This is a genomic window from Proteus sp. NMG38-2 (assembly GCF_020640995.1).
GTDB lineage: Bacteria > Pseudomonadota > Gammaproteobacteria > Enterobacterales > Enterobacteriaceae > Proteus.
The window spans coordinates 2903319-2928499 of sequence record NZ_CP085481.1; the positions used below are offsets into that span (position 1 = coordinate 2903319).

Here is a 25181-nt window from a genome sequence, read left to right on the forward strand (position 1 = left end):
CTCGCACGTTTTTTATCCCCGTTCTTTAACATCTTGTGGAAGATAACCATGCATCCGATGCTGAATATTGCCATACGTGCCGCACGTAAGGCTGGTAATTTAATCGCCAAAAATTACGAAAATCCTGAATCTGTAGAAACTAATCAGAAAGGTACCAATGATTTTGTCACTAACGTTGACCGTGACGCAGAACAAGCAATCATTGAAATCATCCGTAAATCTTATCCAAAACACACCATTATTACGGAAGAAAGTGGCGAGTTACTCGGTGAAGATCACGACATACAATGGGTTATTGATCCACTTGATGGCACGACTAACTTCATTAAACGTCTTCCACACTTCTCTGTTTCTATTGCTGTACGCATTAAAGGCCGTACTGAAGTGGCTGTTGTTTATGATCCTATGCGTAACGAATTATTCTCAGCCGTTCGTGGTCAAGGCGCTCAATTAAATGGTTATCGTCTGCGTGGCTCTAATGCCCGTGATTTAGATGGTGCTGTTCTTGCAACTGGTTTCCCATTCAAAAGCAAACAACATTCAGCCGCTTATATGAACATGTTAAGTAAACTGTTTGTTCCTTGTGCTGATTTCCGTCGTACAGGTTCAGCTGCATTAGATTTAGCTTATGTTGCCGCTGGCCGTGTTGATGGCTTCTTTGAAATTGGCTTAAAACCTTGGGATTTCTTAGGTGGTGAGTTAATTGCTCGTGAAGCAGGTGCTATCGTTTCTGACTTTACTGGTAATCATGGCTATCTCCAAACAGGTAACATTGTTGCTGGTAACCCTCGTGTTGTTAGAGCATTATTAGCTGAAATTCGTAGCGAACTCACAGATGCGTTAAAACGTTAATTTGTCAGTACAAATAACGATAAAAATATAACGAAAAAGGCCATCACTGAAATGTAATGGCCTTTTTTCTCACCTATCCATTTCTTATTATATTAATAATGCATTTACTGATAATTTGCTGATTTCTAGCGCTATCTTGTCCAGTAATTGCGATGTTATTTCTTGCTTATCAATACGTAATAAAAATGCTTTTCGGGCTATCACAAATCCTAGTATTTGCCCAATCATCGCATGAGCACGAATAGTAGTGGTTAATTTATCGCAATCTTTATCTATTAATTCAATAAGATGGGAAAGTCTTATATGAAAAGGTTCTATGAGATTATGATAAATTAATTCATAATTTTCAGTCGGTTCTAACTGTTCCCGTAAAATCAATTGACTATAATAATGGCGCTCTGGTGCTAATAACGCTCGCGCTAATCCCGTCATCAATAAAGGAATTAACTCAGCAAATAATTCATAATTAAGTTTATCTTCTTTTAATATACGCTGAAGTTTATTATCAAATTGGTCAAAATGAATTTCTGAGGCTAATTCTGTCGCAATATATTGAATAACAGCAGTATACACGCCAAGTTTCCCACCAAAATGATAAGGAATTGCTGACTGATTAACACCAGCATCCTGCGCAAGTTGTCGCGTTCTCAACCCGCTAATTCCATGTAGCGCAAAAAGTTTAATCCCTTCTTGTATTAACTTTTCTTGAGTCTGTTCTGTACTTATCGCGGTTTTACTGGTGTTTTTCATTATTTGTTAACTATTTTATATTTGGCTTATAGATCAGCACGCATTAATTGTGTTGAGTTTGAATTTAACTCAATCCCTTTACTTTTACCAACAACAACCGTACCACCTAAGTTACATAAGTGATGACCGAAGCCACAGTTAGGCTCAAACGCAAACGTCATGCCTTCTTGTAATACAAGCTCTCGTCCCGGATTTGGTAATCGTTCAATTTGTTTATAGCGACTCGCTAATGGCAATGATTCGATACCTGGAGCAGTACCAAACCCAATAGGTCCGTATGGATTGATACTATGGATAAGTGGATGCACATGCCATCCTCCTGATTTTAATAATGGTTTTTCCATTAAATCAACCACTTCACCAAAAGTAATCCCCGCCTTTAAATGTTCAACACCTATTTCATAGCATTCACGAGCAACCAAAGCGGCTTTTTCTAAGTTTTCGTGAATTTTACCTACGGCAACAGCAGCCTGATGTTGTGTTTCATACATTCCATATAAAGCAAAAATTTCTGATAACACAATATCACCAATTTGAATTTCACGAGGTGCTTGTGAACGATATTGCCAAGCTGGGGGCCCCCAACCGATATATTCAGAACCTGATCCCATTAGAATTTCAGCCGTAAATCCACCTCTTGATAAGCAAGTTGCAGTAATGGCGGCAGCAAGATCGGCTTCTGTCGCTCCAGGTCTAGTGGTGACTCGCATTGCTTCACTCATTGCTTCACCAATAGCGGCTGCATATCTTACATGTGTCAGTTCTTCTTCACTTTTAACCGATGCGCGCTTAAAGAAATCTCGATACACACAGCTAAATTTCGCATGAGGGAATGCATCTTTAATACCGTTTAGAGTATTAAATGGCATTGCACCATCAAAATAGAATGGAGGATAAGGCTCTAAACCAATAACACCAATATGTGCATTTTGCTGTACACCCATTTCTTTCAGAAATTGAGCAATATTACGCCCTGTTTTTCCTACAACAAGATTATCTTCATCTATCCATTGCAAATCACCGCGTAATTTTGCCTGCATATGATCAGCGATCATCATTGGAGCAAAAGTGGCAATTAAGGGTTTTTTATCTTCATGAAAAATAACAACTGAGCCTAGTCGATCATTTGTAAAATAGTGATCAATACAAAATGGTGCAGGTGCTGCGGATTCTCTATCACCATAGATAATCAATGTATCTAACTGATTATCTTTCATAATATCTCTAGCTAATTGCCAGCGCCTGTCTCTTTCTTGTAAAGAAAAACTCGCTGGGATCACCGATTTATTGTTCATAATAATACTCTCTCTGCATTAATTCATTTGAATGAATTAAATTTAAACCTAATATTTGAAATGGTCAATTATTCTTTTGATCAAAAAATGCGCTTTTAAAAGGAGAAAAAAAAGATCTGCAATATCAGAAACATTACAGATCTTAATTTTTATGAAATAAAAGAATTAGGTATTTTGAGGTTGTACTTTGGGTCTGATAAACATCGCTGGGATCGTTAATGCTGCCATTAACCAAAAGATCAACGATTCTTGATTTGGGAGTTTTTCATATAGCCAGCCCGATATAATCGTCATAATGGCTATACTTCCTCCCATTGCTAAAGCGGAATACACTGCTTGCAGACGAATAATTTCGTGTTCTTGGCGGGCGCTAATAAAACGCATTGCAGCTAAATGACATACTGTGAACGTACCACTATGTAAGATTTGAACGACAATAAGTGCGGGTAATGCGGTAAAACTTCCCATTAATCCCCAACGTAAAAGCCCTGCAAAAGCAGAAAGTAGCAGTAGATCTCTTGCACTCCACCGGCGGAATAAACGGTGACTGAGCATAAAAACGATAACTTCAGAAACCACACCTAATGACCAAAGATAGCCAATTGTTGCAGTGTCATACCCAGCCTTTTCCCAATAAAGCGCGCTAAAACCATAATAGGCTGCATGTGCGCCTTGTAGTAGAGAAACACATAACAAAAAGCGCCAAACAGGCCCATCAGAAATGAGTTTCATAAAAGACACATTACTCTGTTTTGCTTTTTTGACCTTTCCTTGAGGCATGACTTTAGGACGAAGCATCGATGTAAGAAATAATGCAAGGGTACTGGCAATCAACCCATAAAGAATGATGGGATGCCCAAAAGCATCAATTAAAATCCCCAACAATGATGAACTAATAATAAAAGCAATAGAGCCCCAAACACGGATTTTTCCATAATCAAAGGGGAACTGTTTTTGCCAAGTTCCAGCCAAGGAATCCCCTAAAGGTACCATAGGTGAAAAGAATACGTTAAATCCAGTCATCACAAAGAATAGCCATGCCCAATGGCTGCCCATCATAAATGCAACAGTAAAGAGTAATGAGAGAAAGGCGAATAGTCGTAATGCTGTGATAAGTTTTGATGGATCTTTTACTGCAGGCGTTAAGATAAGGCTACCGACAAAACGTGCAGTTAAACCTACACCTAATAACAGACCTATCATCGCAGGATCGACACCCTCTCCTTTTAGCCATATTGACCAAAAAGGTAAAAAGATACCGTATGAGAAAAAATACGTAAAATAATCTAAGGCAAGCCACAGTGTTGATGGAATAACCATCCAATCCCCCATTTTTAAGATGCAAAAAAACCCGCCAAGAACAAGTTCTCGAAGCGGGCTTGTACAACGGGTTTTATTATATCGTTACAAACTTATGCGTAAACTGGAAATTTAGCGCAGATATCCAAGACTTTTTGTTTCACTTTTTCAATGTTCGCTTCATCATTGATATTATCAAGGACATCACACATCCAACCGGCTAATTCACGAGCTTCCGCTTCTTTAAAACCACGACGTGTAATTGCAGGAGAACCGATACGAACACCAGAAGTGACAAATGGGCTACGTGGATCATTTGGTACACTGTTTTTGTTAACAGTGATATTTGCACGACCGAGCGCTGCATCTGCATCTTTACCTGTAATATCTTTATCAACTAAGTCTAATAAAAACAGGTGGTTTTCAGTTCCGCCAGACACTACTTTATAACCGCGTTCTAAGAAAACGTCTACCATTGCTTTCGCGTTTTTAGCAACTTGTTGCTGATAAACTTTAAATTCAGGTTCCATAGCTTCTTTTAATGCAACCGCTTTACCCGCGATAACGTGCATTAAAGGGCCACCTTGAGAGCCAGGGAACACTGCTGAGTTCAGTTTTTTGTAGAACTCTTCATCTCCGCCTTTAGCAAGGATAAGGCCACCACGTGGGCCAGCTAATGTTTTATGCGTTGTTGTTGTAACAACATGTGCATGAGGAACTGGGTTAGGATAAACACCCGCAGCAATCATACCTGCAACGTGCGCCATATCAACAAACAGGTAGGCACCAATGCTATCTGCAATTTCACGCATTTTTGCCCAATCAACCAAACCAGAATAGGCAGAGAAACCACCAATAATCATTTTTGGTTGATGTTTTTTAGCTTGAATAGCGATATCTTCGTAATCAATTTTACCTGATTCATCAATACCATAAGGTACGATATTATATAGTTTACCAGAGAAGTTAACTGGTGAACCATGAGTCAAGTGACCGCCTTGTGCTAAGTTCATACCTAAAACAGTATCACCCGGTTTTAACAATGCCATATAAACAGCCGCATTCGCTTGTGAACCTGAGTGAGGCTGTACGTTAGCATAGTCAGCACCAAATAATGCTTTTGCACGATCGATTGCCAGTTGCTCTACAACATCCACATACTCACAACCACCGTAGTAACGTTTACCCGGATAGCCTTCAGCATATTTATTTGTCAGCTGAGATCCTTGCGCCTGCATAACACGAGGACTGGTATAGTTTTCAGAAGCAATAAGTTCGATGTGCTCTTCTTGACGAGTCACTTCACCTTCCATTGCATTCCATAATTCCGGATCGTAATCAGCAATATTCATTTCACGTTTTAACATTCAGATCTCCTGACTCAGCTAACTTCACTAAAGACAAACTCCCATACGGGAGAAAGAATGGCATACAGTGTAAACTCTTTTTCTTCATTGAGATAGCCCCTAATGAAAAAATACGCAATCGTTTGCCATTCAATTATAACAGCACCTTATTACTTTTTAACAACCTCATTTTATCCTGTGCTTATTCCTCTTTTTGAGGCACATCTCGCCTTATTATGCAAACACCCCGCATCATTCTCTAAGATTTGAGATTTTTTGTTAAAAAATAAAAACAGTTATTTACAAAATAATCAAAAAGCGATAAGTTGCATATAAAATGCAATTTATAAAAATTCACAATAAACTGAAAATTTTTCAGGAGCAATTATGTTAGATGCACAAACTATCGCGACAATTAAATCAACAATTCCTCTTATTGCTAAAACAGGCCCTGCATTAACCGCACATTTTTATGATCGAATGTTCTCTCGTCATCCTGAATTAAAAGATATCTTCACCATGAGTCACCAAAGTAGTGGCGCTCAACGTGAAGCCTTATTTAATGCGATATGCGCTTATGCAATTAATATTGAAAATTTACCTACAATTTTACCGGCAGTTGAAAAAATCGCACAAAAACACGTCAGTTTAAATATTCTTCCTGAGCATTATCCCATCGTAGGTGAGAATTTATTGGCTACAATTGATGAAATGTTTAATCCCGGACAAGAAGTGTTAGACGCTTGGGGCGCCGCTTATCAAGTGTTAGCAGATGTTTTTATTAATCGTGAAGAGCAAATTTATCAACAAAAAGAACAAACAAGCGGTGGTTGGAGAGGATTACGAGCTTTTAAAGTCACACATAAAGTAAAACAAAGTGATGTTATTACCAGCTTTGAATTAGCGCCTGAAGACGGCCTTGATATTACACCTTATCAAGCTGGGCAATATTTAAGTCTTTATATCCGTGATGAACGTCTTGAAAACCAAGAAATACGTCAATATTCATTAACTCAATCTTCAAATAATAAAACATACCGCATCGCAGTCAAACGCGAAGAGAAAGGTATTTTATCGAATTTTCTTCATGACCATATTCAAGAAGGAGATACTGTACAAGTCGCCGCACCAGGGGGGGATTTTTATTTAGAGGTATCACCAACAACACCTGTTACATTAATTTCAGCGGGTGTGGGTTTAACCCCCATGTTATCAATGTTACACACACTTTCTGCTCATCAAGCCAATGTTAATTGGTTACATGCTGCTGAACATGGAGGTGTTCATGCCTTTAAAAGTGAAGTTCATCAAGTCGGTAGTAAACTTCCACATTATCAACAAGCAGTTTGGTATCGCACACCACGACCTGAAGATGTACAAAATCAAGAATATCAATTTGAAGGTCTAATGACATTAAAACAAGTTGAGGATTGGATAAGCATTCCTGATATGCATTTCTATTTTTGCGGACCATTACCTTTTATGCAGTCTGTTGCAAAACAACTTATTGAATTAGGTATTAATCGTGAAAAATTTCATTATGAATGTTTTGGCCCTCATGCTGTTATTATGCAAGATTTATAATCAATAAATAATCAAACCATTAAAACAAAGCTTTAAAATAGAATAATGAAAAAGCGCTGATAGCATCATATTTATCAGCGCTTTTGTTATTTAGATCATACTATTTTTATGGTTGATATTTATTTTCAATCGTAGCAGGAATAACATGATCTTTAGCAGAAAAACCGTACCAAATAACACTAATTAGACAGAGTGTATAACCAAATAATTCAGATCCCTCTTCCACCATGTTTTTAACAGTGCGGTTATAATCCTCACCTAATAATTTAGACCATAATATTCCCATACCAAATAGACGAGAGAACAACAAAATACATAATAGGCCTGCAACTAACATTCCATGGCTTGGATGAGTAATAAAGTGAATTAAGCCTTTTAATGTTCTCTTACCTTCTCTGATCGCAATAGCAATACTAATAAACGTCACCGTTAGAGCAAACCAAACCCAAGAGCCGTGTGCAATCTGATCAAAAACACCATCTAACTCACGAATTAAAATACACAAGAAAAAGCCCATAATTAGAGTGAACGCTCCACGTTGTTCACTGTCTTGATAGGCTTTAACAAAAAAGAATAAGCAAATCATTGCGACAATAGTTTCTTGGCCTAATTCAGTTACTGACGTTTCTGAAATACCATTATCAAAAACAAAAATATCAAGAAATATAAATCCCGTAGTGATAGCGATTAACACTGCTGCACATAAAAATAAAGCAAGACGCTTTAATAAATAATTAAACATTATTTTGCCCATACCTTAATGATTTTTAATGTCGATGATAATAGCTTTACTTAAAAGTTATTGAATAACATTTTGTGCCTTAGAATTTATAAAAAATAGTAAAATAAATTGTTAATAATCATCAATAGACTTGCATAAGATATAAATAGCATTTTAGGTAAAACATAAAAAAATTAATTATGCGCAAGAAAATGAAAAAACCCGATATTTTGATTAAAAAATATCAGGCTTTAATAAAAATAAATAATGTAACTAGTTAGCTTAAGTTTGAACAATAATTAAATAGCTTCTTCGTCTTGCTCTCCAGTACGAATACGAATAACACGATTCACATCAAAAACAAAAATCTTACCGTCACCAATTTTACCTGTTTGTGCTGTTGTCATAATTGTATCTACACAGGTTTCAACAATTTCGTCAGCAACAACAATTTCAATTTTTACTTTAGGTAAAAAATCGACCATGTATTCCGCACCACGGTAAAGTTCAGTATGCCCTTTTTGACGACCAAAACCTTTCACTTCAGTTACGGTCATTCCAGTGATACCCACTTCACCAAGCGCTTCTCTTACATCATCTAACTTAAACGGCTTAATTATCGCTTCAATTTTTTTCATCGTATTATCCTGCTATTACCAGTTGTGGCGACCAAAACCGCTTGTTATTGGGTATCTGCGATCTTTACCAAAATTACGACTTGTAATACGTGGCCCGACAGGGGCTTGACGTCGCTTGTATTCATTAATATCGACTAATTTTATCACTTTACGGACTGTTGCTTCATCAAATCCAGCGGCAACTAAATCAGAAACAGATTTATCCTGTTCAACATAACCTTCAAGAATAGCATCAAGAATGTCATAAGGTGGTAAATTATCTTGGTCAGTTTGCCCCGGCGCTAACTCTGCTGATGGTGGTCTATCAATCACACGTTGAGGAATAGCCGGTGAAAGTGTATTACGATATTTAGATAGTTCAAAAACTAATGTTTTAGGGACATCTTTTAACACATCAAAGCCCCCCGCCATATCACCATACAATGTGGAGTATCCCACAGCGGATTCACTTTTATTGCTTGTGGTGAGCACTAAACGACGACGTTTATTTGACATCGCCATCAAGATCACCGCGCGACAGCGAGCCTGTAGATTTTCTTCTGTAGTATCAGCGGCAGTATCTTTAAACATAGGTGCTAACTGTGCCATAAAGGCATCAAACATGGGTTCAATAGATACCGTATCGAATTCGATACCTAATAAATCTGCTTGTTCTTTGGCATCATGAATACTCATTTCAGAAGTATAACGAAAAGGCATCATAACCGCTTGAACACTCTCTTTTCCTAATGCATCAGCAGCAATAGCAACCGTTAATCCAGAATCAATCCCTCCAGATAATCCGAGAATTGCCCCTTTAAAACCGTTTTTAGTGACATAATCACGCGTTGCAAGCACTAATGCTTGATACACTTGCGCTAAAGGTGAAAGTTCTGGTGCGGGATCTACCATTGGGATAATCGTTAATTCATCAAGCTCTACAACTGCGGTTTGCTCATCAAATGCAGCTAAACGATGAGTGATCGTGCCTCTTTCATCAAATACTTTAGAACAACCATCAAAGACCAGCTCATCTTGACCGCCAATTTGATTAAGATAGATCACTGGAAGATGCGTTCTTTGACAATGCTCTTTAATTAACTGTGTACGGACATGGGGTTTTTCACGGTTATATGGCGAGGCGTTAATAGATAAAACAAGATCTGCCCCTGCTTGTTTTAATGCATCGATAGGCTCATTAATCCAGATATCCTCACAAATTAACAAACCTAAGTGGTAACCTTTAAATGGCACAACACAACGTTCATTTCCTTGTTGGAAATATCGTTTTTCGTCAAACACACCGTAATTAGGTAATTGTTGTTTGAAATAACGTGCTTGTAACTCACCTTTATAGAAAAATGAGAGTGCGTTATAAATTTTGCCGTTTTGCCACCAAGGATGTCCAACAACAATTGCTGTTTTTTTACTTGCTTGTTCTAAACGCGTAAGTTGTGTTTCACAGCGTTGCTGGAAATCAGGACGAAATAGCAGATCTTCAGGAGAGTAACCGCATAACGCCAGCTCAGAAAACATGACCAAATCGGCCTCTTCTTGCGCTTTAACGGTAGATAACATGCGTTCACAGTTACCTTCTATATCGCCAACAACCCAATTGAGTTGAGCCATTGCGAGTTTTAATTTACGACTCATAAAAATTAGTCTCTCCGCTATCTTTCGCATTAAAAGAAAGCTAGTTTAAAAATATATTCGTTATCTGAAAAGGTTATTCTTTAAAATCATTCGCATCTAGCTCATGACGGGATAACAATTTGTAAAACTCAGTTCGATTGCGTCCTGCCATGCGTGCCGCTTGAGTCACGTTGCCTTTCGTCATTTGCAGTAGCTTTCTCAAATAAGTCATTTCAAAATGCCCTCTTGCTTCAGCAAATGTGGGTAAAGCGGTATTTTCACCCTGTAAGGCTTGTGTCACTAAAGCTTCACTAATAACTGGAGCTGTCGTTAAAGCGACGCATTGTTCAATCACGTTAACTAATTGACGCACATTTCCGGGCCAACTTGCTGTCATCAAGCATTTCATCGCATCAGTGGAAAAACTTCGGACAAAAGGCTTATGGCGTTTAGCTGATTCGCGTAATAGGTGATTTGCAAGCACAGGAATGTCTTCAGCTCTCTCACTTAATGTAGGAATTCGTAGATTCACCACATTTAAACGATAGAACAAATCTTCACGGAATTCATTACGCTCCATCGCTTTAGGTAAATCACGATGTGTGGCAGAAAGGATACGGACATCAATATCAATATCACGGTTGCTTCCTAATGGGCGAACTTTTCGCTCTTGCAAAACACGTAATAATTTAACTTGTAATGCCATTGGCATATCGCCAATTTCATCTAAAAACAGTGTACCGCCTTCAGCCGCCTGAAATAGACCTTCACGACTACTTACAGCTCCTGTAAAAGCACCTTTCGCATGACCGAATAGTTCAGATTCTAAAAGTTGTTCTGGTAAGGCGCCACAGTTAATGGCTATAAAAGGCTTTTTGGCTCTAGGACTTGCACGATGAATAGCTTGAGCAAGAACTTCTTTACCTGTACCACTTTGGCCATTAATAAGTACACTGACATCAGATTGTGCGACTAACTTTGCTTGCTCTAATAAACGTAGCATTTGTGGGCTACGCGTCACGATATCTTTTGACCACTCTTCATCTGAAACCGTGGTCACTAATTCCAGCGCTTCATCAATTGCCTTATAAAGTGCATCTCGATCAACGGGTTTAGTTAAAAAGCTAAATACACCTTGTTGTGTTGCTGCAACGGCATCAGGAATAGAGCCATGAGCAGTTAGAATAATGACTGGCATTCCGGGTTGCTGGCGCTGTATTTCAGCAAACAATGCCATACCATCCATTTCATCCATGCGCAGATCGCTAATAACAAGGTCTATTTTTTCTTTTAAGAGAAGTTTTAGTGCTTCTTGCCCACTTTCAGCGGTGAAGATATGAAAACCTTCACTTGTTAACCGCATACCAAGTAACTTTAATAACCCAGGATCGTCATCGACAAGTAAAAGATTTGCTGATTTATGGCCAGCCATGCACATTCTCCTTATTTAGATCCTGCTTCAGTCGGTTTAGCATCCTGTTTTTCTATTTCAGTTTTAACAGGCTCAGGTTTAACCACTTCAGGTTTTGCAGATTCTGGTTTTGAAGGTTCGGGTTTAACCGCTGTTGCAGAAGGTGTTTTTTCCTCACCCTTTGTTTTTTCTGTTATCGATTGTGTATGTGTAGAAGTAGACTTTTCAGTCGGTTTTTCAACGACTGGCTTTTCAACAACTGTCTTTTCTGTTTCAGGGGATGTGGTTGCCACACTCTCCGTTAAGTCTTCATTTTGTGATAACGAATCAACAGAGCCACTTTGTTTTCTATTCGATAACTGCCTTTCAATTTGGGTAAGGCTTTCAAGCTTCTTCAGTGTGATATTCAGTTCATGCTGTAATGCATTATTCTCTTTTCTTAGGGTATCTATTCTATTATCTGTTTCTGTGGTTAAACGACGATAACGATTTTTTTCTTCTGCTAAAGAGAGGATGAGTGTTTGATTTTCAATCCATGTTGATAATAAAACACGCATAGAACTTGGAAATTGTAGCTTATAGCTTTCTAGTAACACTAATTGTGTTCGACGATCAGCAATCGTCATACCAGCACGCTCTAATAAAATGCTTTTATAAAATGCATCATCCCAACCTGTAACGACAACACTATTTGCTTGGCGTTGTGCTTCTGTAGTCATAATGCGATTCGTACATTCAATTGTGCGTAACCAATAAAGTGCATTATTAATGCCTTCATCATAAAAAGCGCTTAATGTTTTACATTCAGCCCAGCGGTAATCAATTGTTCTTTGTTTAACAACGGGTACATCAGGCTCGGGTTCTAACGACGCAGTGAGCGACTTTGGTGTACAACCCGAAAGAACCAGTGGAAGCATAATAAACAAGACACACTGTTTCCAATTTAATGCGATCTTTCTAGTTGATGCAGGAGCCATAGATAACGGTTCAATACCAAGCATCTGTTTATTTATTTTTTTATACTCATGATGAGGAGATGCTTGTATTTGTGACCTGATTTGCATTATTTATTCTCAGAAAGTAGCGGTAATTCAATACGAAAACAGACATCGGCATAGTCAGAAGGAACAACACTTAATTCACCTTCCATTCTTTTGATACAGTCATGAGCAATGCTTAAACCTAAACCACTTCCTTTTACAGCACCTTTGCGTAGTAAAGAACCTTGAAAAAAGGGCTCAAAAATCATTTTTTGTTCAGATTCAGGGATAGGCGTTCCTTTATTGGCTATATCAATCACTATCTTCTGTTCAACTTGATAACTAGAGATCCAGATATTACCTGATTCAGCACCATAGTGCACCGCATTCGAATAGAGATTGTCGATAACTCGTGATAATAATGTCGCTTCTGCTCGACATTTTGTCAGATTAAGTGAAATTATCGTTTTAATCTCTTTTGCTCTAGCAGGTAAGCTGTGTGCTAATACCACATCATTCACTAAATGAGTTAAATCGACCTCTTCAATTTGCTGAGGAACCTCAGAAAGTTTACGATTATAATCAAGTAGTTGTTCAATCAATAACTGTAACTGTTTACTACTATTATCAAGAATAGAAACCACTTCTTTTTGATCGAGCGTTAAAGGACCCGCAACTTCATCAGCTAATAATTCTGTACCTTCTCGCATACTAGCAAGTGGCGTTTTTAACTCATGAGAAATATGACGTAAAAACTCATGACGTTGTGATTCAAGCCATGCTAATCGTTCACTTAACCAAATAATACGTTGAGCTAACGATCGAAGCTCTCTAGGCCCTTGAAAAGAATCCAAATTGTTACTAAGCGTTCGCCCTTCTCCCAATCGATTGATCATCTTTTCAATTCCCTTAACAGGGCCGATGATCATTCGTGTAAATAGTGCGATGAGGATCAAACTGAATACGAACACAATAAGACTTTGCCAGCCGAAATAACGTCCTTTCTCAGCAATTGCCATTTGTAATTGTTCGCCACGGCTAAAGATAATCTCTTTTGTTAGCATTACTATACGATTATTGGCATAAGAGAACTGCTCAAGAGCTTGTTGCATATCTTTCGTAGGTTCACTGCTTTCACACTGAATAGACTTTAGCTTTTCAAGTGAAGAATTAAGCACGTCGGCTTCTTTAGATGAAGAAAGTGGAATTATGGTTTGTTGTAATGTTGAGAAGAGTTTGGTGTATTGCTGATAGCGTTGTTGGTACATATCATCATCAGTCTTATCACGTAAAACACAATAACGACGATAGTTTCCTTCCATCTCAATAGCTAAATTTCGCATAACTTCACTGCGTTCAGTATCAGCTAATGCATTTTTATTAGTAATTGCTGCTTGATTACTTAATTGATCGAGACTTTGATAAGCTTGATAAGCAAGGACAAGTAAAGGTAATAGCACCATCCAAAATGCCATTATCACGAGCTGTCTTAAAGAACGAGGAAAAATACGCCACTTTTTCAATGAAATCATCTCAACACCTATTAGAGTAATGCGATGCTACATGACTTGATAACAAGAAAAAAGTCCGACATTAGAAAATCAGGTGAGGATAACAAACACAAGCGAGAAAATATGACAGGCTCTAGAAGTGGGAGAGCGGAATATCTTACTGAGATATTCCGCCCGTCAAAATTTCATCTCTTTTCTCTCTAAAAGAGGATGAAGGTGGTGCCTCACTCCACGTGTCGCCCTGTGTTTGATAAGGTCCGAAGACGAGTATCATGATGTTGGACGGTAGGCACCTTACTCTGGCGTCATTCCTGGCTTATGTGGTATGTTCCCACCCATATTGTGGACCGACATAAAAAGTTGAATGAGCAACTGATTTATATAATGCACAACGCGTGCCAACTTTTCAAGGATAACATTAAGTAATTGAAAGCAAACAATAAATAAAAATATCTCTATGATATTTTAATTATGTCTCTCTTTTATCTAGTTATAAAGTAACCAAGCTGTCTCCATATCCAGACAGAGTTACCCCATATTTTATAAACGCTTATATTTCAATAAATTAAGTGTCGCCAAAAAGAGACAAGCTAATGACTAAGTGTCGTTGTTTTTATACAATAAAAAATAATGCCTTTATTATCAATACAATAAAGCCTCTCGCTAAGTAGAGGCTTTATGTATTTACTACTAAGATAATTTACTTCTAATTAATCAAACTGCTTCCTTGCATTACGGAATAGTCGCATCCAAGGGCTATCTTCACCCCAGTTATCAGGATGCCAAGAGTTACTGACCGTTCTAAATACACGCTCAGGATGAGGCATCATAATAGTTGAACGTCCATCCTTTGTTGTAACAGCCGTGATCCCTTTTACTGAACCATTAGGATTTAATGGGTATTGTTCTGTTGGTTGACCATAATTATCAACAAAACGTAATCCCACTAAATTTTGTGCCTCTAATTGTGCTAATTGTTCAGCATGACGAAATTCCGCAAAACCTTCCCCATGAGAAACAGCGATAGGCATTTGTGAACCCACCATGCCTTGTAGCAATAATGATGGGCTTTCTGTCACTTTGACCAAACTAAAGCGAGCTTCAAAACGCTCAGAACGGTTGCGAACAAAACGAGGCCATAAATCCGCCCCCGGAATAAGTTCAGATAATGTTGACATCATTTGACAACCATTACAGACACCAAGCGATAAGGTATCTTGGCGTTCAAAGAATTGAGCAAATTCATCACGTAAACGAGAATTAAATAGAATAGATTTAGCCCAACCTTCACCTGCACCTAATACGTCACCGTAAGAGAATCCTCCGCACGCCACCAGCACATCAAAATCACTTAATGAACGTCGTGACGAATGTAGATCACTCATATGAACGTCAATGGCATCAAAACCAGCTCGGTCAAAAGCTGCCGCCATTTCAACATGAGAGTTAACGCCTTGCTCTCTTAGTACAGCAATACGAGGGCGGCTTCCTGTTGCAATATAAGGAGCTGCAATATCTTCGCTTGGATCAAAGGTTAAATGTACATTTAACCCCGGATCATTGATGTCCTGTTTTGCCTGATGTTCTTCATCAGCACACTCAGGGTTATCGCGTAAACGTTGCATTTGCCATGTTGTTTCAGCCCACCAAAGACGTAGCGTACTGCGTTTTTCATTATAAACTTCAGTTTCACGACTTTGAATTACAACGGCATCATCTTGTGTTGCTTGACCTAAATAGTGTAAGCAATCGGCTAAACCGCATTGGGTAAATAATGATTCAACTGCATCTTGATGTTGAGCACTAATTTGGATCACGCCACCTAGCTCCTCATTAAAGAGTCCCGCTAAGATATCTTCATCATAAGCACTAATATCAACATTTAACCCACAGTGACCAGCAAACGCCATTTCTGCAAGAGTGACAAATAAACCGCCATCAGAGCGATCATGATAAGCCAACAATTTGCCTTCATTGACTAATTGTTGCATCACATTAAAGAATTGTTTTAGCTGTTCTACATTACGAAGGTCTGCGGCTTTTTGACCTAACTGGCGATAAACTTGTGCTAAAGCTGTCGCACCTAATGCGTTATGTCCATTACCCAGATCAATCAGATATAAACGGTTACCTGATTGTGTAGATAATTCAGGCGTTACCGTTTTACGTACATCTTCAACGCGAGAGAATGCAGTAATAACTAAAGAAAGCGGAGAGGTAACTTCTTTGTTTTTTCCATCTTTATCCTGCCAACGTGTTTTCATTGACATAGAGTCTTTACCAACAGGAATAGTGATACCTAACTCTGGGCATAACTCCTCACCAATAGCTTTCACTGCATCATACAAACCTGCATCTTCACCAGGATGCCCCGCTGCCGACATCCAATTAGCCGAAAGCTTAATGCGATTAAGTGCTTCTACATCACAGCCAGCCATATTTGTTAACGCTTCGCCGACAGACATACGTGCAGATGCGGCAAAATCTAATAGTGCGATAGGCGCCCGTTCACCAATCGACATTGCCTCACCATAATAGCTATCTAATGTTGCTGTGGTAACAGCACAGTTAGCAACAGGTATTTGCCAAGGACCAACCATTTGATCACGAGCAACCATGCCTGTTACAGTGCGGTCACCAATGGTAATTAAGAAGGTTTTTTCTGCCACGGTAGGTAAATGAAGCACTCGATAAACAGCATCTTTTAAATCAATATCTTTACGATCTAGATACTCACCTTCTGTTTTTTGTGATTTCACATCACGTAACATTTTAGGCGCTTTACCTAATAATATGTCCAATGGCATATCAATGGGTTTATTATCAAAGTGTGTATCGTTTAATACTAATTCACGCTCTTGCGTTGCTTCACCAATTACAGCATAAGGTGCTCTTTCACGTTGGCATAACGCATCAAACAGAGGCATTTTTTCTGGTGATACTGCCAACACATAACGTTCTTGAGATTCATTACACCAGATTTCAAGTGGGCTCATCCCCGGCTCATCATTTAAAACATCACGCAGTTCAAAACGACCACCACGACCACCATCATTGACTAATTCAGGCATCGCATTAGAAAGACCACCAGCCCCTACATCATGAATAAATAAGATAGGGTTATCATCACCCAACTGCCAGCAACGATCGATAACTTCTTGGCAACGTCGCTCCATTTCTGGATTGTCACGTTGAACAGAAGCAAAATCTAAGTCCGCATCAGATTGCCCTGAAGTCATAGAAGAAGCCGCACCGCCGCCCAGACCGATGTTCATAGATGGGCCACCTAATACGATCAACTTAGCGCCAACAGTGATCTCCCCTTTTTGAACATGGTCTTCACGAATATTACCAATGCCACCAGCTAGCATAATTGGTTTATGATAACCGCGAATTTCAACACCATTATGGCTATTAACTTGTTCTTCATAAGTTCTGAAATAGCCTAGTAATGCAGGACGACCGAACTCGTTATTAAATGCGGCACCACCCAGTGGACCTTCTGTCATGATGTCTAATGCATTAACAATACGCTCTGGTTTGCCAAAATCTTCTTCCCAAGGCTGTTCAAATCCTGGAATACGCAGGTTAGATACTGAAAATCCTACTAAACCCGCTTTAGGCTTAGCACCACGCCCCGTTGCACCTTCATCTCGAATTTCACCACCAGAGCCTGTTGCAGCTCCCGGCCAAGGTGAAATCGCTGTTGGGTGGTTGTGTGTTTCTACTTTCATCAAGATATGTACGGGTTCTTGATGATAATGGTAATGCCCTTTTTCAGCATCTGGATAAAAACGTCCAGCAACCGACCCTTCCATAACAGCCGCATTATCTTTATATGCTGACATGACATAATCAGGAGTTTGCTCAAACGTATTTTTAATCATTTTAAATAATGACTTATCTTGCGCTTTGCCATCAATAATCCAATCTGCATTAAATATTTTATGGCGACAATGTTCAGAGTTGGCTTGTGCAAACATATAAAGCTCAACATCAGTTGGATTACGCGCTAAACGATTAAAAGCATCGACTAAATAATCAACTTCATCATCAGCAAGTGCTAATCCCATTTCAATGTTTGCTTTAACAAGCGCATCTTTACCTTTAGCAAGCACATCTATCGTTTTTAATGGTGCTGGCGTTTGCTCTGCAAACAGTGCATTCACATCTTGATGATTTAAGAAAATGGTTTCCATCATTCGGTCATGAATCAAACCATAAAGCTGTTGCCATTGAGTTTCTGTCATCGTATCGCCTTCAATAAAGTAAGCGATACCACGTTCAATTCTGACCACCTTGGATAAACCACAGTTATGTGCAATATCTGTTGCTTTAGAAGACCAAGGTGAAATCGTTCCAGGGCGAGGTGTCACCACTCGCATTTCCCCAACAGGCTCATGCTCTGTTAATGAAGGCCCGTAATGTAATAATTGGCTTAATTTAATCTGGTCATCTTCAGATAACTGCCCTTCCACTTTTGCGAAATGAACAAATTCCGCATATATACCTTGTACAGGAAGGTCATTTTCCTGACATTGAGTGAGTAATTTATTAATACGAAACGCGGATAAAGCGGGGGAGCCACGCAGGATTTCCATAGTATTGAGTTCTCTCTTTTAGCAGCTAGCCTGATCAATCATTCAGGGGAAACGCGCCTAGTATAATAGAATAACCGCTCAGACGAAACCGTTTGCGTGAACAAAATAACGGCATTTAACTTAGTGTGTTTTAATGATTAATTGGTGTAATCAAGTTGCGTATTACCAATATGTTAAGCAAAATGCTCGATTACTGGAAATTTATCCATGTTAAGATAACGACTTTACACACAACAACAAACAACGTTAACGAGAAATAACCTATTGAATAATATAAGGATAAACTATTTCGTTATCGTTATCATAGCGCTCTTTTCAGCGGCAATTATTGCGTTGAATATTACTTGGCCCGATAGGCAAAAAGCGCAGATAAATAAGATTTTATCTCGTGGTGAGTTAAGAATTAGTACGATGCCGTCACCATTGATAACGATGAACGATAAAAAGGACCCCGTAGGTTTCGATTATGAATTAGTGAAACGCTTTGCTGATTATCTGGGCGTGAAGCTTGTCGTTAATATGCGGACAAATATCAACCAAATGTTTGATGATCTGGAGAACAATAAAGCAGACTTTATCGCAGCTGGATTACTTTACAACAAAGAGAGATTAGATACGACACGTAGTGGACCTGCTTACTTTTCAGTGTCTCAGCAATTAATTTACCGTAAAGGAACATTAAGGCCACGTAGCTTTGATGCTTTAGATGGACGCCTTGTCGTCACAGCAGGATCAGCCCATGCAAGCTTATTGCGTACACTAAAAGAAACGCAATACCCTGAGCTTGAGTGGGAAGAATCAGACAATCAAACAACCTCTCAACTACTTGAAGCGCTATCAGAAGGTAAAATTACCTATGTTTTAGCCGACTCAATCAGTGTTGCGGTACAACAACGTATTCACCCTAATGTTGCCGTAGGATTTGAAGTCACTGAAAGTCGTCCTCTGACATGGTATTTACCTGATAGTGAAGATAATAGTTTGTATGCCGCTATGCTAGATTACTTTAACCAATTATCTCAAGAAGATGTATTAGCACGATTAGAAGAAAAGTATTTTGGTCATGTAGGTTCATTTGATTACTTCGACACTATCTCTTTTATTACTGCAATTGATTCCATTTTGCCAAACTATCAACCTCTTTTTGAGAAATATGCGGATACCTTTGATTGGCGATTATTAGCAGCAATGGCATGGCAAGAATCACATTGGGATCCTCATGCAACATCACCAACAGGCGTTAGGGGGCTTATGATGCTAACACGCCCTACAGCATCAAGTATGGGAGTCACTGATAGGCTTGATCCTGAAGAAAGTATTCGTGGTGGTGCTCAATATCTTAAACATCTTCTTTCTCGTTTACCTGAGTCTATCCCTGAAGATGAGAAAATTTGGTTTGCATTAGCCGCCTACAACATGGGCTTTGGTCATATGCTTGACGCCAGAAGGCTGACCGAACAACAAGGCGCAGATCCTGACAGTTGGTTAGATGTGAAATCAAGATTACCGCTACTTAGTCAGAAAAAATATTATGTTGACCTCCCTTATGGCTACGCAAGAGGACATGAAGCTTATCGTTACGTTGAGAATATTCGTCGATATCAACTGAGCCTTGTAGGCTATCTCCAAGCTAAAGAGAGTAAAAACAAGATCCTATCTAAAGACAAAGAAAGCACTGAAGGTGCGGATCAAGAGACATCATCATTAACATTAACGCAAGAATCATCTCGTTATTAATGATGTACTACATACCGTTCAGCCTCTTTTATAGAGGCTTATTCTAGGCTTAACACATTTACCCTGCCATTCCTGATATCCCATAGCAGATTTTTCCCTCTCAATATCTCCTTAATATTTTCTTAATATTAAAAATTGTTACATTTTCCCCTACCTTTATTTAACCAAAGTTGGAAAAAAATCGTGTTAATGAATGGTAACACTCATTAGTTAAATCACTCACTCGATGAGTAAAATGTATCAAAAATAGCCCAACAAGTCTTTTTTTGACTATCAGAATAGGTGAAATATAAGAAAAAATTAACTTAAATACGTAGGAATTATCTCATTAGTTATTGTTCATTTTATGATTATTCTTTTTGGAAAACTTTTTTTTCGATAAAAATTAACCTAATATCTACGTTATTAACATATAACCCTTTGAATTGTATGTATTATGATAATCTATAATTGATTTTATTAATTTTCTTAAAGTAATGTTAATAATATCAATTTCTATAAAGTTAAAACAATGTTAATTATATTGTCTATTAAATTTATCTGCCTGATAAACTTTTTTACCCATAAATTGAGTAATAAAAAGAATAAATCTATATAAAATTCTATTAATGTGGAATAGGCCAGATTAAATCTGAAATTTGCGGAAACTGACAAAACGTTATATCAAATAGAATGCCTTTGTTGATATCATATAAACCAGTCATTATTCGAAACAACTCGAAATATAATGCAAATCAATTTTTATATTCCGACATTAATATTATTTTTTCATAAATAATAATACGCACGATCTTCAAGGGATTATCTATAATGAAACTGAGTAAAATTGCTTTAGCTGCTGCTTTAGTATTTGGTATTAATTCTGTTGCAACTGCTGAAACTTCTACACCAAAAGTTGGCGCAACTAAAGGCGAAATTCAATTAAAAGGTGAAATTGTTAATTCAGCTTGTGGATTAGCAGCTTCTTCAAGTCCAGTTATTGTTGATTTCAGCGAAATCCCAACATCTGCATTAGCAAATATGCAAAAAGCGGGTAACGTTAAAAAAGATATCGAATTACAAGACTGTGATACTACCGTAGCAAAAACAGCAACTGTTAGCTATACACCAAGCGTTGTTAATGCAACAAACAAAGATTTAGCTTCTTTCGTTTCAGGTTCAGCTTCTGGTGCGGGTATCGGTTTAATGGATGCTGGTAGCAAATCAGTTAAATGGAATACAGCAACAACGCCAGTACAATTAGTTAATGGTGTTTCAAAAATTCCATTCGTTGCTTACGTTCAAGCTGAATCAGCAGACGCAGCTGTAACTCCGGGTGAATTCCAAGCCGTTATCAACTTCCAAGTTGATTATCAGTAATCGTTTTATTTATTTAAATTAATTAAATAATAAATTAATTACTGCATTAACGCAGAGGATTTCCTCTGCGTTAAATTTGATAAAACACTTCAATTTAATAAAAAATAAAAATAAAAATAAAAAGTAATTAAATAAATATTCATTATTTAATTAATTAGTTTCTATTTAATTAATAATTAGGCGTTTATTCATGTTAATTTCTTATTTTCACAGCACAATATGGAAAAACATTTGTGCCATTTTGCTATTGTGCTTAGCGTTTTTCGCTCAAGCCGAGCAAGATGATTCTGTGGAATTTAACATTCACATGTTAGATGCTGAAGATAGAGATAATGTCGATCTGTCTCGCTTTGCAACTTCTAATTACATTATTCCTGGTATGTACTATTTGGATATCCGTATAAATGGACGTGATTTCCCTCGCCAAAACATTAATTATGTTGAAGTAAAACCTAATTATTCTGTTGCTTGTATTGACCCTTCTCTTCTAAAAAAATTAACCATTAACGAAGAAAATCAAAAATTTATCGAAGAAATTTCCCCTGATTGCTTCAATATCAATCAATTACCTGGTATCTCCATCAAAAATGATGGCGGTATTCTTGATATTGTTATTCCTCGTTCATTAATGAAATACGAAGATGCAGACTGGACTCCTCCCGAATTATGGGACCCAGGTGTATCAGGGGTGTTACTTGACTATACCTTAACAGGAACATCAACACGTCCTAATAAAGGTAACAATAACAACTCGCTGACAGGCTATGGGCAAGCGGGTATTAACTTTGGTGAATGGCGTTTACGCGCTGAATACCAAGGAAATTATTCATCTGAATACTCATCAAACAATAGCTTTGATTGGAATCAGATCTACGCCTACAAACCACTGCCCACTCAAGCAGCTAAATTAACGTTAGGTGAAACGTATTTAAATTCCCAAGTTTTTGATAGTTTTCGTTTTACTGGCGCCAATATCCAAAGTGATGAAAGAATGTTGCCACCATCTTTGCAAGGTTATGCACCAGAAATTCATGGTATTGCAAATACTAATGCTAAAGTTACCGTCACTCAAAATGGTCGCTTAATTTATGAAACCACTGTTCCTGCTGGCCCTTTTGTTATTAAACATTTACAAGATACGGTACAAGGTCAATTAGATGTTCGAGTGGAAGAACAAAACGGCAAAGTAAACGAATTTCAAGTGCAAACAGCTAATTTACCGTATATGACACGCCCTGGTTCAGTGCGTTATAACACATCAATCGGTCAGCCATCACTCAACAACCATAAAATGCAAGGCCCTATTTTTTATCAAGGTGATTTTTCATGGGGAATGAATAACACATGGTCACTGTATGGTGGTGTTTTATTAACAGCTAAAGATTACAATGCGTGGTCATTAGGTTTAGGTCACGATATGGGGCGCCTAGGTACGCTTTCTGGTGATGTAACTCAATCTTATAGCCAAACCTATGATAATGAAAATATCAACGGAATGTCATTCAAACTGAACTATGCGAAAACATTCGATGAATACCATAGTACAATTACTTTTGCAGGCTATCGTTTTTCAGAGAAAACATTCCGTTCTTTTTCTCAATATATTGATGAGCGTTACAACGCTATCAATAACAATGGTTATGAAAAAGAGATGTATACCATTACTGGTAACAAAACTTTCTGGGCTGATGATACTGAAAAATCAACAACACTTTATCTTTCTTATCGTCATCAAAATTATTGGGATAAAAATACACAAGAACAATATGGTGTAACGGTAAGCCGTAACTTTTCGATTATGGGTATAGAGCAGATTAACACTAACTTGTCTGCATTCCGTACTCAGCATAAAGGAAATACTGATGACAGTATTTCTTTCAATATTTCAGTTCCATTAGGTAGTGGCAAAAATATAGGTTATAGCCTGCAAGACAGTAACGGAAAAGTGAACCAAATGGCCTCTTATTCTGATAATAGCAATTATAATAATTTGTGGCGTGTCCGTGCGGGGTTAAGTTCAGACCATAAAGCCAATACTGATGGTTATTATCAACACCGTTCGCAATATGCTGAAATTAACGCTAATGCAAGCTATCAACAAGATAATTATGTTGCTGTAGGTGCGACAGTAAAAGGCGGATTTACAGCTACTCGTCATGGAGCTGCATTACATAGTAGCAGCATGACATCCAGTACAGCTCGAATGATGGTTGATACAGATGGCGTCCCAGGTGTGCCGTTTAATAACCAAAGTACGACAACAAATCTATTTGGTATTGGGGTAATTACTGACTTAACCAGCTATAACAACGTTGATGCGCGTATTGATGTTGATAAAATGGATTCAAATATTGAAACACATAAAGCCATCACCTCCACAACATTAACTGAAGGGGCTATTGGTTACTACACATTCCCAGTGCGTCAAGGTGAACGTCTAATGGCTATCTTACAAACAGCTGATCAAAAATATCCGCCGTTTGGTGCTGACGTCACTAATAAAGATGGTGAAAATATGGGAATGGTGATGGAAGAAGGCCTAGTTTATATTGCGGGTGTTAACCTCAATGAATCATTAAACGTGATCTGGGGTGGTAAAACCCAATGTACGATTACGATCCCGGCAACCATTAACGATCCACTAAAACGTGAATTGTTATTATGTCAGTGATTTTAATGAACAAAATGAATTACTAGAGATAAATGTATGAACTCATTCAACACACTTAAAACACTTTTTTGCGGTTCACTACTTGCATTAAGCATGGTGAATACAACACAAGCTGGTGTGTCATTAGATAGAACACGGATCGTGTTAACTGGTAGTGAAAATTCAGCCAGCGTAAATTTAAAAAATACTAGCCCTGATATTCCATTTTTGGCTCAATCATGGGTTGAAAATGAACATGGGCAAAAAATTGCCTCTCCTTTAGTGGCGCTTCCTCCTTTACAACGTCTTGATGGTGACCAAAAAGGGGTTGTAAGAATAACTAAAACTGCAGAGATTGGGCTTTTGCCACAAGATAGAGAATCATTGTTTTATTTAAACGTTCGTGAAATTCCACCAGCACCAAAACAAGCGAATGTGTTGCAAATGGCAATGCAGTCACGAATCAAATTATTCTATCGACCTACGGCTATTATTCCTGAAAAACCGGGCATGGTTTGGCAAGATCAGTTGGTATTTAAGAAACAAAATAATCAATTTATCGCAGAAAATCCAACACCTTACTACATCACTATTATTGGTCTTTCGAATAAATTAAATGGTGAAGATAGCGATAAGTTAACCACATTCCCTGGTTTAATGGTTGCACCTAAATCATCACTGGAAATTCCAGTTAAAACCAATGGCGTCAATCAATTTTATATGATGTATGTAAATGATTATGGTGGACATCCTGAATTGAAATTTGTTTGCCAACAAAACAGCTGCAAAGTGGCACCGAAAGAACAACAACCAAAATATTAATCAACTTGACGCCG

The 25181-nt window shown here is 38.0% G+C and carries 17 protein-coding genes; 6 read left to right on the plus strand and 11 right to left on the minus strand.

Annotation, left to right across the window (positions count from 1 at the left end; all coding sequences use genetic code 11):
• The first annotated feature begins 48 nt into the window (after positions 1 to 48).
• Positions 49 to 852, plus strand: a complete 804-nt coding sequence (gene suhB, locus LG402_RS13920) for an inositol-1-monophosphatase (RefSeq protein WP_166540784.1) — start codon at positions 49 to 51, stop codon at positions 850 to 852.
• Between the two features lie 87 nt (positions 853 to 939).
• Here suhB and LG402_RS13925 read toward each other — a convergent pair whose 3' ends face one another.
• From LG402_RS13925 to glyA, 4 genes are all read right to left on the minus strand, one after another.
• Positions 940 to 1602, minus strand: coding sequence for a CerR family C-terminal domain-containing protein (locus LG402_RS13925; protein WP_166540785.1), 663 nt, complete (start codon positions 1600 to 1602; stop codon positions 940 to 942).
• A 26-nt stretch (positions 1603 to 1628) separates the two neighbouring features.
• Positions 1629 to 2897 (minus strand): M24 family metallopeptidase, encoded by a 1269-nt coding sequence (locus LG402_RS13930; RefSeq protein ID WP_227335767.1) that lies wholly within the window; start codon positions 2895 to 2897, stop codon positions 1629 to 1631.
• Between the two features lie 165 nt (positions 2898 to 3062).
• A complete protein-coding gene (locus LG402_RS13935) occupies positions 3063 to 4217 on the minus strand; it encodes a 3-phenylpropionate MFS transporter (RefSeq protein WP_166540787.1) in 1155 nt (384 codons plus the stop codon).
• 92 nt (positions 4218 to 4309) lie between these two features.
• Positions 4310 to 5563: a serine hydroxymethyltransferase gene (glyA, locus tag LG402_RS13940; protein ID WP_164526493.1), complete on the minus strand. Its 1254-nt coding sequence runs from the start codon at positions 5561 to 5563 to the stop codon at positions 4310 to 4312.
• A gap of 366 nt (positions 5564 to 5929) precedes the next feature.
• On the opposite strand from glyA, the gene hmpA reads away from it, so the two are divergent.
• Complete coding sequence (gene hmpA, locus LG402_RS13945) at positions 5930 to 7126, plus strand: NO-inducible flavohemoprotein (RefSeq protein ID WP_166540788.1); 1197 nt, start codon at positions 5930 to 5932, stop codon at positions 7124 to 7126.
• A 106-nt stretch (positions 7127 to 7232) separates the two neighbouring features.
• Here the strand turns inward: hmpA and LG402_RS13950 are convergent, their stop codons facing one another.
• The 7 genes from LG402_RS13950 to purL form a co-directional block, all read right to left on the minus strand.
• Positions 7233 to 7880, minus strand: coding sequence for a hypothetical protein (locus LG402_RS13950; RefSeq protein WP_166540789.1), 648 nt, complete (start codon positions 7878 to 7880; stop codon positions 7233 to 7235).
• Between the two features lie 266 nt (positions 7881 to 8146).
• Positions 8147 to 8485, minus strand: a complete 339-nt coding sequence (gene glnB, locus LG402_RS13955) for a nitrogen regulatory protein P-II (protein ID WP_109392985.1) — start codon at positions 8483 to 8485, stop codon at positions 8147 to 8149.
• A gap of 15 nt (positions 8486 to 8500) precedes the next feature.
• Positions 8501 to 10117 (minus strand): NAD+ synthase, encoded by a 1617-nt coding sequence (locus LG402_RS13960; protein WP_166540790.1) that lies wholly within the window; start codon positions 10115 to 10117, stop codon positions 8501 to 8503.
• Positions 10118 to 10190: 73 nt separating this feature from the next.
• Complete coding sequence (glrR, locus tag LG402_RS13965) at positions 10191 to 11528, minus strand: two-component system response regulator GlrR (protein WP_087803278.1); 1338 nt, start codon at positions 11526 to 11528, stop codon at positions 10191 to 10193.
• An 11-nt stretch (positions 11529 to 11539) separates the two neighbouring features.
• Positions 11540 to 12571, minus strand: a complete 1032-nt coding sequence (gene qseG / locus LG402_RS13970; protein ID WP_227335768.1) for a two-component system QseEF-associated lipoprotein QseG — start codon at positions 12569 to 12571, stop codon at positions 11540 to 11542.
• Complete coding sequence (locus LG402_RS13975) at positions 12571 to 14019, minus strand: sensor histidine kinase (RefSeq protein WP_162556961.1); 1449 nt, start codon at positions 14017 to 14019, stop codon at positions 12571 to 12573. The genes qseG and LG402_RS13975 overlap by 1 nt, the downstream gene beginning before the upstream one ends.
• Positions 14020 to 14708: 689 nt before the next feature.
• Positions 14709 to 18599, minus strand: a complete 3891-nt coding sequence (purL, locus tag LG402_RS13980; RefSeq protein ID WP_227335769.1) for a phosphoribosylformylglycinamidine synthase — start codon at positions 18597 to 18599, stop codon at positions 14709 to 14711.
• Between the two features lie 264 nt (positions 18600 to 18863).
• Between purL and mltF the strand changes: the two genes are divergently transcribed.
• The 4 genes from mltF (at position 18864) to LG402_RS14000 (ending at position 25167) form a co-directional block, all read left to right on the plus strand.
• Entirely contained in the window at positions 18864 to 20336 is a 1473-nt protein-coding gene (gene mltF / locus LG402_RS13985; RefSeq protein WP_166540792.1) for a membrane-bound lytic murein transglycosylase MltF, read from the plus strand.
• Positions 20337 to 21146: 810 nt separating this feature from the next.
• Complete coding sequence (locus LG402_RS13990) at positions 21147 to 21695, plus strand: fimbrial protein (RefSeq protein ID WP_166540793.1); 549 nt, start codon at positions 21147 to 21149, stop codon at positions 21693 to 21695.
• 190 nt (positions 21696 to 21885) lie between these two features.
• Complete coding sequence (locus LG402_RS13995) at positions 21886 to 24366, plus strand: fimbria/pilus outer membrane usher protein (RefSeq protein WP_166540794.1); 2481 nt, start codon at positions 21886 to 21888, stop codon at positions 24364 to 24366.
• A gap of 36 nt (positions 24367 to 24402) precedes the next feature.
• Positions 24403 to 25167: a molecular chaperone gene (locus LG402_RS14000; RefSeq protein WP_166540795.1), complete on the plus strand. Its 765-nt coding sequence runs from the start codon at positions 24403 to 24405 to the stop codon at positions 25165 to 25167.
• Positions 25168 to 25181 lie beyond the last annotated feature (14 nt).

What these genes read in the sequence shown, in the direction of transcription:
- suhB (WP_166540784.1), top strand. Translation starts at nt 49, where the DNA reads ATGCATCCGATGCTGAATATTGCCATACGTGCCGCACGTAAGGCTGGT.
- LG402_RS13925 (WP_166540785.1), bottom strand. Translation starts at nt 1,602, where the DNA reads ATGAAAAACACCAGTAAAACCGCGATAAGTACAGAACAGACTCAAGAA.
- LG402_RS13930 (WP_227335767.1), bottom strand. Translation starts at nt 2,897, where the DNA reads ATGAACAATAAATCGGTGATCCCAGCGAGTTTTTCTTTACAAGAAAGA.
- LG402_RS13935 (WP_166540787.1), bottom strand. Translation starts at nt 4,217, where the DNA reads ATGGTTATTCCATCAACACTGTGGCTTGCCTTAGATTATTTTACGTAT.
- glyA (WP_164526493.1), bottom strand. Translation starts at nt 5,563, where the DNA reads ATGTTAAAACGTGAAATGAATATTGCTGATTACGATCCGGAATTATGG.
- hmpA (WP_166540788.1), top strand. Translation starts at nt 5,930, where the DNA reads ATGTTAGATGCACAAACTATCGCGACAATTAAATCAACAATTCCTCTT.
- LG402_RS13950 (WP_166540789.1), bottom strand. Translation starts at nt 7,880, where the DNA reads ATGGGCAAAATAATGTTTAATTATTTATTAAAGCGTCTTGCTTTATTT.
- glnB (WP_109392985.1), bottom strand. Translation starts at nt 8,485, where the DNA reads ATGAAAAAAATTGAAGCGATAATTAAGCCGTTTAAGTTAGATGATGTA.
- LG402_RS13960 (WP_166540790.1), bottom strand. Translation starts at nt 10,117, where the DNA reads ATGAGTCGTAAATTAAAACTCGCAATGGCTCAACTCAATTGGGTTGTT.
- glrR (WP_087803278.1), bottom strand. Translation starts at nt 11,528, where the DNA reads ATGGCTGGCCATAAATCAGCAAATCTTTTACTTGTCGATGACGATCCT.
- qseG (WP_227335768.1), bottom strand. Translation starts at nt 12,571, where the DNA reads ATGCAAATCAGGTCACAAATACAAGCATCTCCTCATCATGAGTATAAA.
- LG402_RS13975 (WP_162556961.1), bottom strand. Translation starts at nt 14,019, where the DNA reads ATGATTTCATTGAAAAAGTGGCGTATTTTTCCTCGTTCTTTAAGACAG.
- purL (WP_227335769.1), bottom strand. Translation starts at nt 18,599, where the DNA reads ATGGAAATCCTGCGTGGCTCCCCCGCTTTATCCGCGTTTCGTATTAAT.
- LG402_RS13990 (WP_166540793.1), top strand. Translation starts at nt 21,147, where the DNA reads ATGAAACTGAGTAAAATTGCTTTAGCTGCTGCTTTAGTATTTGGTATT.
- LG402_RS13995 (WP_166540794.1), top strand. Translation starts at nt 21,886, where the DNA reads ATGTTAATTTCTTATTTTCACAGCACAATATGGAAAAACATTTGTGCC.
- LG402_RS14000 (WP_166540795.1), top strand. Translation starts at nt 24,403, where the DNA reads ATGAACTCATTCAACACACTTAAAACACTTTTTTGCGGTTCACTACTT.